The organism is Fodinibius salipaludis (assembly GCF_002287075.1).
Classification (GTDB): Bacteria; Bacteroidota; Rhodothermia; order Balneolales; family Balneolaceae; genus Fodinibius; species Fodinibius salipaludis.
The window spans coordinates 306,520-318,813 of the sequence record NZ_NSKE01000003.1 but is presented as its reverse complement, the minus strand read 5'-3'; the positions used below and the strand labels follow the sequence as shown (position 1 = coordinate 318,813).

Below are 12,294 nucleotides of genomic sequence, written 5' to 3'. Positions count from 1 at the left end.
TCTTTTACATTTATAATACGTTAGAAAAGCTTAAAGGATATGTCCTGTAACAAAATACAGCAATATCAGTACAACTCTGTTGTTGTTTTCAACCCAAAAATAGATCAATGCTCGTAACACGAACATTCGTACCTGTACTCTTTTTTCTGCTTTTTATATGCTCATCCCTGCAGGCGCAAAAAACAATTAGCGGAACCGTCACCGATGCCCAAACACAAGAAACGCTCCCCTCTGCGAATATTCTGATTAAAGATACGTACCACGGTACCATCACTAACAGTAATGGCAATTTTTCTTTGACGATTCCCGACTCTCTGCTGCCGGCTACGCTTCTTATTCGCTATATCGGGTATGAAACCCAACAGCTGACAATTACCAAAAGCTCATCAGCAAAGCAAAACATCTCATTAAAACCGTCAGTAACCGAAATGCAGGAAATAGTAGTTACGGACGAAGATCCCGGCATGCGTATTATGCGCGAAGTTATAAAGCGCAAGCAACAATGGCGCAAACAGCTCAAAACCTATCGCGCCGAGGCTTATACCCGACAATCACTGTCCAATGATACTGCTATTGTTTCTATCAGCGAATCGGTATCAGAAGTATTTTGGGACAAAGAAAAAGGTCACCGCGAGGTCCAAAAATCCAAACGTCAGACCGCCAATATTGAGGCCAGTGCAAACTTTGCAGGCGTTAGCTACCTGCCCAATTTTTATGATGATGATATTGAAATTGCAAAATTCGAACTGGTGGGCATTACTCATCCCGACGCACCGGATTATTATGATTTTAAACTGGTCGACCAAACCTCGCTCGACAATCAAACCGTGTATGAGATTAAGGTAACACCCGCCAAAAAACTTCAACCTCTGTTTGAAGGTACCGCCTATGTACTTGCAGATGAATACGCCCTGATCGAAGTCGATTTGGCTCCAAATGATGTGGTGAATTTTCCACCCCCTATAAAATCATTCAGCACCTCATACCAACAACAATTCAATAATTTTGGTCAGGATTTCTGGCTACCTGTTGACGTACGTATCGGGGGTGATATCAAAATAAAAATGGTAGGACTTGATTTTCCAACCATCAAATTCAAACAGCTTTCCCGCATCACCAACTATCAGGTCAATACCTCAATGCCCGATTCCCTTTACAAAAATGGAAATCAATTCAGCGTTGACAGTACTACCGTTCAATCCGATTCGCTGATCGCTCAGCAAGTTAATACTGTCCCGTTATCATCCGAAGAAGAACAGGCCTATGCCACCCTTGATAGCACTGCTACGCTCGAAAAAGCATTCAAGCCAAGCGGCTTTTTAGCTAAGTTTATAGACGAGGAAGATGAAGATTATCAGTCAGACTCCGGCTCTTTAAATTTTTTAGATAATGTGCCTGGCAATTTCACCCCTAATGGTTGGTATAATCGCGTGGACCAAGCTTTTTTAGGATTACGCTATGATATTGATGCCACCGATTGGCTTACCCTTCGAGGGCAAGGTGGGTACAGTACCGGCTACCACAAATGGAACTACGGCGGCGGACTCACCATTGAATGGCTTGAGCGTGATTGGGGATCGGCAACGATTGGCGGTGATTATCGCGCCGGTACAGAAACCCGGTACCACTCCCACATCTATAATTCCTACTACACCATTATCCCCAACCTGCTGGGGAACCAAGGCTACTTTGACTATTATCGGTCGGAAGGTGTTCGATTCTTTACCGGATGGGATCTCCCGCAGAACCTTTCTTTTGAAATGGGGGTCAATCTTCAAAACCATACTTCCCTGCCAACAACAACCGCTTATGATATTCTGGGCAAATCAAACAATTTTCGACCCAATCCCCCCATCCCGGAAGGAACACTAAAATCTATTGATGTTACGACAGGCTATAATGTAGACGAGGGTTATAACTTTGGAGCGACAGCACAGAAAAAAGTGCAATTTACCGTTGAACATTCCTCAATGGCTCTCGGCAGCAACTATGAGTTTACGCGGTACACCGGATTCATTTCTTGGTCATTACCCACATTTTATCAACGACGATTTTTAGCCAACACACTCGATTTCAATATCAAAGGAGGAACTTACAGCGGAAGTCTTCCTCCGCAAAAATGGGGTATCGTAGACGGTGCTATCGGTTATACAGCTCCTTATGGGGTCATGAAAACAATTCGAAATCGTCCCTATCAAGGACAACAATACCTGTCCATAAATGCCGAACACAATTTCCGCACTATCCCCTTTGAACTCATAGGACTACAGGCGCTGACAGATCGTAACATCAGTTTTATAATATTTGGTGGAATGGCTAAAACCTGGCTACATAACGATAATTTCTTATCTCAATCGGGATATCAACCAAAACAAACCAGAGGAACTCATTGGGAGGTAGGAGCATCATTTAATGGTGTATTGGGACTATTTCGCATAGATCTGGCCACGCGCATTGACCAACCCGCCATTCTACTCAACATCAGTGTAGCGCGGCTATTTTAGCTATTAATATAAATTGAAATTGGGTTCCACCTTTAGTCATTTTTTTATATACTTAGACTCATTTTAAATAGTGAATATATTTTCAAATAATGTTTGATAAAATCAGTCCGGCAAAAACCCTTTACCTGGGTTTGACCTTCATTTTCTGTGCTTTTATAACAATCCAATGCACAACCGAACAACCTAATAATGATAGTTCGGCTTCCCAGCAAGAAGCACAAAAAGCGAAGGAAGATACACCTGAGCTTGCCGATGCAATGGGACAGCTACAAACATATTTGCACAAATATGCTTTGGCCGTTGAAGCAAAAAATCATGAATTGGCTACCTTTTATTTTCATGAAGTAAGAGCATCTTCAGAGGGTATTAAAGAGAACATCCCGGGCTACGAAGGTTATGATATTGAAAGGTTTATGACAATGATGTTTGATCCTGCTGTGGAACCCGTAGAAAAAGCATTGGCCAACAAAAACTGGGATGAGGTTAGACAAAAAACAATTGATCTTGTCGACTCCTGTAATTCCTGCCACAATGCAACAGCTCACGGATTCGTAAAAATCAAACCCGGATTTAATAATAATCCCTTTAACCAGGATTTTTCTGCTCCGGAATAAGTCTTAGCAGACAGGCAAGCATTGGATGGCTCAACACACCACCATTTCACAGAAAAAGTCGCTATTTTTTTAGTTGACTTTTCCCTCGGGATAATAATCCTATAGCAACTGCAAATATTGCTGACCCCAGTATAGACCAGATGATTGGAAACGTCTCCCCACCTACTTCAATGGGAAGAATATAGGTAAGTCCCATTTCCGCAGCCAGCCACTTACCAATCAAAGCACCAATAAATCCCACCACGGTTGTAATCAGACAGCCGCCCAACGAATAACCTGCTATACTTTGACCTATTGCCCCACAAATGGCAGCAATAACGAGTAGTAATAGAAAGCTCATATAATCAATTTTTATTAATCGGATTCATCCAAAATTACTGCTGACTCAAGGGGTTTAATAACTACGGCATCATTAGGTTCAAACAGCACACGATTATCGGTATGTACCAAATATTTCTCTTCGCCCAGCTGCACGTGATAGGTAATATCATGCCCCTTAAACTCGCGTCCTAATACCGTACCCACATTTTCCGGCTTTTGATTAGTGGGCTTCTCAAGTGTTAAATGCTCAGGCCGAATAGAACAAAGTACACGTCCGCAAGCGTTGCAGTTTAGGTTCATTGGTCCCAGCTTTGTAGCTACCTGCGATCCTCCTTGTGCATCCGCATGAAACAGGTTAGTTCGACCAAGAAATTGTGCTACAAACTTTGTCTTCGGGTTATAATAGACTTCCTCGGGCGTACCGATCTGCTCAATTTTTCCATCGTTCATCACCGCAATACGATCTGCAAATGAAAGAGCTTCCTCTTGGTCGTGGGTAACAAGCAAAGCACTCATTCCCGCTTTTTTAAGCAATTCACGCACCTCTTTACGCATTGAGTCGCGCAACATCGCATCGAGGTTAGAGAACGGCTCATCCAGAAGTACCAGCTTGGGTTTAGGAGCTATTGCCCGTGCCAGCGCCACCCGCTGCTGTTGACCGCCCGAAAGCTCACTGGGATTACGATCTTTGTAATCGCCCATTCCCGTCCGGCATAAAACCTCCTCGGCATAAACAAGCCGCTTGTGCTTGGGAATATCGGTGAGTCCAAATGCTACATTTTCAAGCACCGAAAGATGAGGAAACAGTGCATAATCCTGAAAAACAAATCCAATACCTCGATCTTGTGGGGCTACGTGGGTTTGAGGAGATTCCAGCACCTCACCGTCCAAACGAACCTCTCCTTTATCAGCATCTTCGAATCCTGAAATAAGTCTTAAACACGTCGTTTTACCACAACCGCTTGGTCCCAGCATAGCAAATATTTCATGCTCCCTGACCTCAAAATCCAGTCTGTCTACAACCGGACCGTTTTCATCAAAGGATTTCGTCAAATTTCTTACGGTAAGTAGATCACTCATCATTTTTTCAGCTCCTTAGTAAACAAAAATCCCACAAACAGTGACGAAAATAACAAAATTAACAATGCAAAGGGAGCCGCTTCAGCAAACATCGCTTCTCCCGTATATGACCAAACGTTCAAGGCCAAGGTATCAAACCCTATTGGTGATAATAAGAACGTTATTGACAACTCTTTCATTGCAGATAAAAAAACCAAAGATGCCGACGCAATAATTCCACCCCTCAACAACGGCAGGGTTACTTTGAAGAATGATTTTATTGACGAATACCCTAACGACTGCGCCGCCTCCTCGAGATCTTCGGGGGCCTGATATAACGCACTGCGTACCGGTCCTATTCCCTCGGCCAAAAAGTGCAGGGAATAGGCAATCACCAATAATAGTAACGACTGATATAATACACTGGAAACCTGCAGCGAGAAAAATACAAAAGCCAGTGCAAATGCCAGCGGCGGCGTTGCATAGCCCAAATAAGCAACACGCTCAATAGGATTACTTAACCTCGTTTTATACCGAACACCAATATATGCCAATGGCAATGCCATCAAGGTTGTAAGTACCGCTGCCGGGGCCGATGCCTGAACAGAGTTCAAAAATGCTTCATATAAATTGCCCGCCACAGAGGCAAAAGCTGTTTGGTTTAGCCAAAAAACAATAGATGAAACTGGTAAAACTATAGCTACTAAAAATAGTATTCCCACAAAAGTATAAGCGGGAACAGCCCATGGCCCCAACTCTAAATAGCTTTTGGCTTTAGAAACCCCGCGTCCCAGCCGATGAAAAATCGCTTTTTTAAGCATCTTATATTCTAATACTAATGCTCCAGTAGTAAGAGCCAAGAGCATTAGCGCCAACCAGGCCGCATAAATACGATCATAGGCCGCAATATATTGCAAGTAAAGAGCGTAACTGAAGGTTTCAAACCGCATCAGTGAAACCGTTCCAAAATCACCAATAACATGCAAACTCACCAATAATGACCCAGCCAATAAGGCCGGCCTAAGCTGGGGTAATATTACGTTAAAAAATGTTGATTTAGCATCATGCCCCAGGGAACGAGAAACCTCCTCAATAGAGCGGTCCATACCTGCCAACGCAGTGCGAAGGTTCAAATACAGATAGGGGAACGTGCAGAGTGTTAATACGATGAGTGATCCGGAAAATCCATTAATACGTGGTATGGTCCATCCAAACCAAGCCTGAAAAGTGCCATTATATCCACCGAGCCCTAACAATGCATAAGCCATTACATAACCGGGAATAGCAAGGGGAAGAACTCCCAAGATGGTAATAAATTTTCGAGCTTTAATTTTAACCCTTACCGACAAATAGGCCAACGGCAAGGCTATCAGAATATCTAACAGTAACACGCCGAATGTTAATAACAAGGTATTACCGAGCAGATATAGGTTTCTCGTCCGGAAAACGACATTATTAAGCATTTCCGGGGACGCATCAAAAGCCCTGATCAATAAATAAACAAGGGGTAATAAAACACCTGCTGCAATAACACCCGCAGTAAGTAACAGGTACCACGGGGGCGATTTACTATTTACTTTTGTGCCTATAATAGTGCTTATCCTTCTCTGAGAAGTGAAAAATTTAGATCAAATCTAAATAGAAACATCCTTGATAGCAACCGTTAACCGTAAATTATTACAGCTTTTCAAGGCCCAGATACTACCAAAAAAAACTTAAAATGATCTTTTTATTTAATTATTTTTGTGCCAATCCTTTTTTTAAGTACAATTAAGCTTGAAAAGCTAAAAAAATCATCCCAATACATTAACAATACAAGGCTTATGAAACGAGTAGTTATTTTTCTCATAACTTCGGCAATGGCGATCAGTATGTTACAAGCCTGCGGTCCGAGTGAAGAAGAAATTCAACAAAGAAAACAGGCACGCCAAGATTCATTGGAACGAGTTGAACGACAGCGTCTTGAACAGCAGCGACAGGATAGCATTGAGCAGGCTCGTCAAGATAGCATTGAGACTGCCAAAAAAGAACAAAAGCGCAACAAAATTGAGTATGACAGCAATGGAGCATTTGCAGTTCAGGTCGAGGCATGGCGATCAAAAGATAAAGCTGAAGCACAAATTCAAAAATGGGTCGACCGCGGCTACGAAAATGCTTATGTCGTTAAAATGGGTAATGAAGAAACCGGGAATATCTGGTTCCGCGTACGCTTAGGACGAGTTGCCACCAAAGACATGGCCAAAAAACTGCAGGATAAGCTGATGCGTAATCATAATGAAAAATCCTGGATCTCGATGACTAAAGAAGAAAAGGAAGAGTAAAAGAAGCATAAACATTTTAGGAAAAAGCACCGTAGTTAACTCTGCGGTGCTTTTTTATTTTCAATTCTGATTAAGTCACAGATAAAATTATAACCCGGATGAAAGACAATTTTTCTGAAATACCTTACAACCTTTACGAGCTTGAGGACTTTCTGAATGAACGAGAGTCACAGTTTGATCTGAAAAGAGGGACAAGTGCACAGATAGTCTGGGCTTCACCGGAAGACCCAAAACAAACAGAATACGCGATTGTGTATCTTCACGGCTTTCGTGCCTCACATCCTGAAGGGGATCCCGTTCATAAAACGATTGCTAAAACATTTGGATGCAATCTTTTTTTAAGCCGGATGGAAGAACACGGGATCAAAAGCGAGTATCCATTACTAAATCTAACTGAAGAAAAGATGCTCCGATCTTCTCGTTTTGCTTTTGAAATAGGCAAGCGTATTGGCAAAAAAATTATTTTGATGGGGACTTCAACCGGTGGATCACTTGCCCTCTATCTGGCCTCGAAACCTGAATATCAAAATGAGATTTCATCTCTTATTTTATATTCTCCTTTAATCGATTTTTATGGAATAAACGCAAAACTTTTAACGAATAAACTAAGCAGAAAGGCTTTAAGAATTATTCCCGGTAAAAAACATCTTATTACAACTAAGAATACGACTTTTGCCGAGGACAAGATTTGGAATAAGCGCTATGCCCTTGCAGGTGCTTTGGAGCTGGGAGCCTTTGTTGAACACTATATGACAACAGATCTTTTTAAAAAGATATCACATCCTACTTTTGTTGGTTATTACTACAAAAATAAGAACGAACAGGATACCGTAGTTTCCGTCTCTGCCATAAAAAAAATGGTCCAAAACTTAGGTACTCGCACAGAATTACTTCATATTTCGAACTTTCCCGAGGCTGAAAGTCATGTTATCTGCAATTCGCTGGTCTCAAAATCTACTGATGGTGTTATCGATAACAGCTACAAATTTCTGAAAAGCCTTGACTCCCATAAAAATAGCAATAAATAGAGTTGAGAAGTATTTCCGAATGGGCTTACAACTTTAAATCCGCAAAATATTTGTAGTATACCTTGAAATTGATGTATATTGAATTGCGCTCAAGTAGCGTCTCTCTTGATGAATAGTCAGGGCCTCACGACTGATACTCGTGAGGCCTTATTTTTTTTTGAATCCTTTTCCCTTTCTATCCGTAAGCCTTACACAATATAAATTTATGATGTTGGATATCGGCTTATACCACTCCAGATAAATTTTAGGCATTTACTCATTTTTGCGTACCATGTTCATAAATTTTTTTATGTTTGGTCGTTCTATACATATAGGGAATAGTTTTCTAACAACAAATCCGCAGTAATGAAAAATTTTAAAATTAATCACAGAGAAGTTCAGTCCTATGATGTTCTGGAGCTATGCGGTGAGCTGGATGCTCATACGGCCTCTCAATTAGAGGATTCTCTTAAGAGACTAATAGATCAAGAGAAGCACCAAATAATTGTCAATTGCAAGCAATTAGACTACATCGCAAGTGCAGGCCTGGGAGTATTTATGGCATACATTGAGGATGTTCGCTCACTGGGTGGAGACATTAAACTTACAAATATGAATCCCAAAGTATACAACGTGTTCGACCTGCTGGGATTTCCCTCGCTCTACGACATCTTGGAGGACGAAACTGATGCTATCAAAAAGTTTGAAACCGACGAAGCTGAATCATAATTACCTTGGCAAAATCTACTACATATAGTATTTCTGTACAGGCTTCTACCAAGCACTTGGCTGAGGTACGGGATTTTATTGCCAAACACGCCAAGGAATTTGGGTTTAACAAACAAGATGTTGCTGATATCCAACTTGCAGTGGATGAAGCCTATACAAACATCATTAAACATGCTTATAAGCATGATGAAAAAAAGACGGTAGATATTGAGTTGGGCTACAACGGTAGCATGTTCTCGATCTCTCTGATGGATACCGGGGATGCATTTGATCCCAGCAGCTACTCAAAACCCGATGTTCGACAAAAAATTAAAGAGAAAAAGCGAGGCGGTGTCGGGGTTTATCTTATTAGAAAACTTATGGATGACGTCGAATACCACACTGAAGGTTCAGTGAACGAAATCAGGATGACAAAAACCAAATAAAACCTTGAGCAGCTCTTCCAACAAACATGATGAAGGCCATTCCAGATTTGAGTTAAAAACCCTTCTTGAGACTTCCCGAATGCTTATTGAGTCTCAAGACATGGATTTTGTTCTCAATAATCTCTTACTCATCACCATGGGTAAACTGATGGTGAGTAAGGGCATGATTCTGTTATATCAGCCCGGGGCCGACAATTATATCATTTCTAAATCAAAAGGACGAAACTGCCCCGAAGAAGGTCAAACTATTTCTTTTGACTGGGATCAAGAAGTACAAGAACAGTCGGTGATACAATGTGGCGTTGATGATTTTGAAATGCCCGAACTCATTGAAGATGACAAACACTGTACGTTTTTTAACCTGCAGACCAGCAACGACCATATTGGTTTTTTATGCCTCGGTTCTAAAGGGAACAAACAACCGCTCAACCAACATGAAGTTGAGTTTGTAGAAAGCCTCTCCATCATTTCCTCAGTTGCTATTGCCAACTCCAAAATGTTTACTGAGCTGCGGCGTATCAACCGCATGCTGGATCGCAAAGTATATGAACTAAATACACTATTTGACCTCAGCAAGGACTTTAATATCCTTGTAGACCGTGAAGAAATTATCCGCATTTTTAAGTTTGCCATGCTGGGGCAAATGCTGATCCGCAAGTTCTTTTTTGTGCTTGAGCATGAAGATGAGCGTAAAGTAATGGCTACCAGTGGCATCAGCGGTCAACTCTCTGAGGAGGAGATGGAACAGTTATTTTCGCTGGACGAAGATCTTACCGAAGTGGATGACGCCTTAGAAAAGGAAATTCCATTTTTAGCAGAAAATGAAATCAAAGCACTTATCGGGCTTCAATTCCAAAGTGAGCGTGTAGCCCTTGTTGGTGTTGGAGCACGCGCTAATGAAGAAGAATATAGCAGCTCCGACTATAATTTTCTGCAATCACTCGGAAACCTTGCTGTACTCTCTATCCAAAAAACCTACCTTCTCGAGGGACGCATTGAAAAAGAGCGGATGGAGGAAGAGCTTAATATTGCGAAAGGGATCCAAAAAGGACTACTTCCCGATCCGATCCCACATAGTGATAAGCTTGATATTGCTGCGAGTAACATCTCTTCGTACCAGGTGGGAGGAGATTACTTTGACATTTTAGAAGCTCCCGAAAATAGACTCCTCTTTGCAATCGGTGATGTAGCCGGGAAAGGTATGCCTGCCGCCCTGCTGATGGCCAACCTGCAAGCAATGTTACATGTATTACTGCCCGTCGATATTTCGCTGGGTGAAGCCACCGGACAAATCAATGACATCATCTATCAAAATACGCCCAGTGATAAATTTATTACATTCTTCTGGGGTATTTTTAATCCCGATAATTACCAGTTTCAGTTTGTTAATGCCGGACATAATCCGCCAATTTTACTGAGGTCACACGAGGATGAAGTCGAGGAGCTTACAGAGGGAGGGCTAATATTAGGAGTCATGTCTACAATGACGCCCTATGAGGAGCAAACAATCACCCTAAGGGAAGATGATCTTTTGGTTTTTTATACGGATGGGGTAACAGAAGCCAAAAACAAAAGTGAGTCAGCAGAATATGGCGAAGAACAACTCTTTGAGTGCATTAAAAAGAATCGAGGTTCTTCCTCTGAAGAGATTCAAGAGGCAATAATTAAAGATATCAAAAGCTTTTCAAAAGACATTCAGCACGACGATGTCACTATTATTGTTATCAAGGTTAATTAAATAACCCCATTACTCCGGGAACTGTCCCCTCCTCATCGCTTTCTGACATCGTCAAGATGCTTTCGTAGGTATTGTACCTGTTCTTAATTTCTTTGACATAGCGTACCGTTTCGATACCACGCGTAAAGCCGTAACGGGCATCCTTATAATATTTTCGTTGCATTAATTTAAGAAGAGCAGCTTCAACATTTTCCCATTCATTCGGGTTCTTATTCTGATCAATAGCCAATCGACGGGCATCTGCAACATGACCCGGACCGGCATTATACGTGGCAAGAGCAAAAGACCATTTGTTGGTACTGTCCATATACGAATAATGATTAAGATGCTCTTTAATAATACGGACCCCCTCTCTTATATTCGTCTCTACATCATAAAGATCCTCTTCATTTGAGACCTCAGAAAATCGCGGCATAACCTGCATTAATCCCACTGCCCCAGCCCAGCTTTTTGACTTAGGGTTAAATTTCGTCTCCTGCGCCGCAATAGAAGATACCAGCAGCCAATCAACACCGGCAGAATCGGCAACTTCTTTAATCAAATCATCATAGGGTGATATAACACCCGATCCTCGACTCGACATTTCAGGATTATAATATTCCGCAATCTGCTGTCCCGATTCGAAATATCGTTTTCGCAAGATATTTAAAAAAGTCGATCGTTTGGGATCCTCTCCCTCGTTCCCAAAGCGAAAATGCTTATACAAAAATCGATTTAACTCTGTTTCAAGATCATTGGCATTTTTGCGAATCGCCCACGCAATAGTGTCATTCTTGGCAATGGTTGGTCCCTTTACCAATCCCTGCATATATCTGTTAGAGGCATTAAAAATATTATCATCTGCAACGGTTGCCGAATGCGTATTGTTCGATATTTCAAATAGAAGTGACTCGGTATCTTTGGTATTTGGTACCTGCCGTGTTACCAAGTTAATCCCCTGATCTCTTAAACTTTGTAAGCGGTAGTAATATGAACTATTCCGGCGAACGGTAATAGGGATATCACGTTCTGCAACTTTTTCAATCGTTTCCGGAGGATCTTCTACTCCATCCGAAAAAACCAATACCTGATCAACCAGATTATAAGGCCGCGTAAACTTGATATACTTTTTCCGCTCCGGAGTAGCTGTATAATTAGCAGCAATCAAATCTCCCATTCCGCTGTTAAGCAAATCATAGGGGTTTTCATTGGGGCCAACCACAACGACTTCTAATGCAAGGTCGTGTTCCTGGGCAAACTTTCGTACCAACTCATACTCAAATCCCCATTCAATACCCTGATGTAAAAAGTATGTATTGGAGCTATACCGGGTAATCATTTTGATCGTCCCATCCTGTTTTATATCAGAATAGTCTCGATCAATAGGTTCGGTTACCGTAACATTTAACCCCTTTTGTGTACTTCCATCAACGAATGGATCAACGTCATCAGTGTTTATACATCCTGTACTAATAAATAATACAGAAAGAGCACCCACAACAGTATTACGTATTGTTGACGGAACGAGTGTCTTATTTTGCATAATATATCAATTGGTTAACGCCAGATGAATCCTATATGCAAATATTTTTACCAA

General features: G+C 41.5%; 11 protein-coding genes. 7 read left to right on the top strand and 4 right to left on the bottom strand.

What is annotated here, in order from left to right:
- The first annotated feature begins 107 nt into the window (after positions 1 to 107).
- Together CK503_RS05625 and CK503_RS05620 are read left to right on the top strand one after the other, a co-directional pair.
- Positions 108 to 2,504, top strand: coding sequence for a DUF5686 and carboxypeptidase-like regulatory domain-containing protein (locus CK503_RS05625; protein WP_095605816.1), 2,397 nt, complete (start codon positions 108 to 110; stop codon positions 2,502 to 2,504).
- An 89-nt stretch (positions 2,505 to 2,593) separates the two neighbouring features.
- A complete protein-coding gene (locus tag CK503_RS05620) occupies positions 2,594 to 3,118 on the top strand; it encodes a hypothetical protein (RefSeq protein WP_095605815.1) in 525 nt (174 codons plus the stop codon).
- Between the two features lie 61 nt (positions 3,119 to 3,179).
- Here the strand turns inward: CK503_RS05620 and CK503_RS05615 are convergent, their stop codons facing one another.
- The 3 genes from CK503_RS05615 to CK503_RS05605 are packed head-to-tail and all read right to left on the bottom strand — an operon-like array spanning position 3,180 to position 5,961.
- Complete coding sequence (locus CK503_RS05615; RefSeq protein ID WP_095605814.1) at positions 3,180 to 3,458, bottom strand: GlsB/YeaQ/YmgE family stress response membrane protein; 279 nt, start codon at positions 3,456 to 3,458, stop codon at positions 3,180 to 3,182.
- Between the two features lie 14 nt (positions 3,459 to 3,472).
- A complete protein-coding gene (locus CK503_RS05610) occupies positions 3,473 to 4,522 on the bottom strand; it encodes an ABC transporter ATP-binding protein (protein WP_095605813.1) in 1,050 nt (349 codons plus the stop codon).
- Positions 4,519 to 5,961: an ABC transporter permease gene (locus tag CK503_RS05605; protein WP_095605812.1), complete on the bottom strand. Its 1,443-nt coding sequence runs from the start codon at positions 5,959 to 5,961 to the stop codon at positions 4,519 to 4,521. The genes CK503_RS05610 and CK503_RS05605 overlap by 4 nt, the downstream gene beginning before the upstream one ends.
- Before the next feature lie 360 nt (positions 5,962 to 6,321).
- Here CK503_RS05605 and CK503_RS05600 point away from each other — a divergent pair, with 360 nt between their 5' ends.
- The 5 genes from CK503_RS05600 (at position 6,322) to CK503_RS05580 (ending at position 10,718) form a co-directional block, all read left to right on the top strand.
- Positions 6,322 to 6,819: an SPOR domain-containing protein gene (locus tag CK503_RS05600; RefSeq protein WP_095605811.1), complete on the top strand. Its 498-nt coding sequence runs from the start codon at positions 6,322 to 6,324 to the stop codon at positions 6,817 to 6,819.
- A gap of 98 nt (positions 6,820 to 6,917) precedes the next feature.
- Positions 6,918 to 7,847: an alpha/beta hydrolase gene (locus tag CK503_RS05595; protein ID WP_095605810.1), complete on the top strand. Its 930-nt coding sequence runs from the start codon at positions 6,918 to 6,920 to the stop codon at positions 7,845 to 7,847.
- Between the two features lie 345 nt (positions 7,848 to 8,192).
- Positions 8,193 to 8,555: an STAS domain-containing protein gene (locus tag CK503_RS05590; RefSeq protein ID WP_095605809.1), complete on the top strand. Its 363-nt coding sequence runs from the start codon at positions 8,193 to 8,195 to the stop codon at positions 8,553 to 8,555.
- Between the two features lie 5 nt (positions 8,556 to 8,560).
- Positions 8,561 to 8,980: an ATP-binding protein gene (locus CK503_RS05585; protein WP_095605808.1), complete on the top strand. Its 420-nt coding sequence runs from the start codon at positions 8,561 to 8,563 to the stop codon at positions 8,978 to 8,980.
- 4 nt (positions 8,981 to 8,984) lie between these two features.
- Entirely contained in the window at positions 8,985 to 10,718 is a 1,734-nt protein-coding gene (locus tag CK503_RS05580; protein WP_255233338.1) for a SpoIIE family protein phosphatase, read from the top strand.
- On the opposite strand, the gene CK503_RS05575 is transcribed toward CK503_RS05580, so the two are convergent.
- Positions 10,711 to 12,240, bottom strand: coding sequence for an MltF family protein (locus tag CK503_RS05575; RefSeq protein ID WP_095605807.1), 1,530 nt, complete (start codon positions 12,238 to 12,240; stop codon positions 10,711 to 10,713). The two genes, CK503_RS05580 and CK503_RS05575, sit on opposite strands and share 8 nt — an antisense overlap.
- Positions 12,241 to 12,294 lie beyond the last annotated feature (54 nt).

What these genes read in the sequence shown, in the direction of transcription:
- CK503_RS05625 (WP_095605816.1), top strand. Translation starts at nt 108, where the DNA reads ATGCTCGTAACACGAACATTCGTACCTGTACTCTTTTTTCTGCTTTTT.
- CK503_RS05620 (WP_095605815.1), top strand. Translation starts at nt 2,594, where the DNA reads ATGTTTGATAAAATCAGTCCGGCAAAAACCCTTTACCTGGGTTTGACC.
- CK503_RS05615 (WP_095605814.1), bottom strand. Translation starts at nt 3,458, where the DNA reads ATGAGCTTTCTATTACTACTCGTTATTGCTGCCATTTGTGGGGCAATA.
- CK503_RS05610 (WP_095605813.1), bottom strand. Translation starts at nt 4,522, where the DNA reads ATGATGAGTGATCTACTTACCGTAAGAAATTTGACGAAATCCTTTGAT.
- CK503_RS05605 (WP_095605812.1), bottom strand. Translation starts at nt 5,961, where the DNA reads ATGCTTAATAATGTCGTTTTCCGGACGAGAAACCTATATCTGCTCGGT.
- CK503_RS05600 (WP_095605811.1), top strand. Translation starts at nt 6,322, where the DNA reads ATGAAACGAGTAGTTATTTTTCTCATAACTTCGGCAATGGCGATCAGT.
- CK503_RS05595 (WP_095605810.1), top strand. Translation starts at nt 6,918, where the DNA reads ATGAAAGACAATTTTTCTGAAATACCTTACAACCTTTACGAGCTTGAG.
- CK503_RS05590 (WP_095605809.1), top strand. Translation starts at nt 8,193, where the DNA reads ATGAAAAATTTTAAAATTAATCACAGAGAAGTTCAGTCCTATGATGTT.
- CK503_RS05575 (WP_095605807.1), bottom strand. Translation starts at nt 12,240, where the DNA reads ATGCAAAATAAGACACTCGTTCCGTCAACAATACGTAATACTGTTGTG.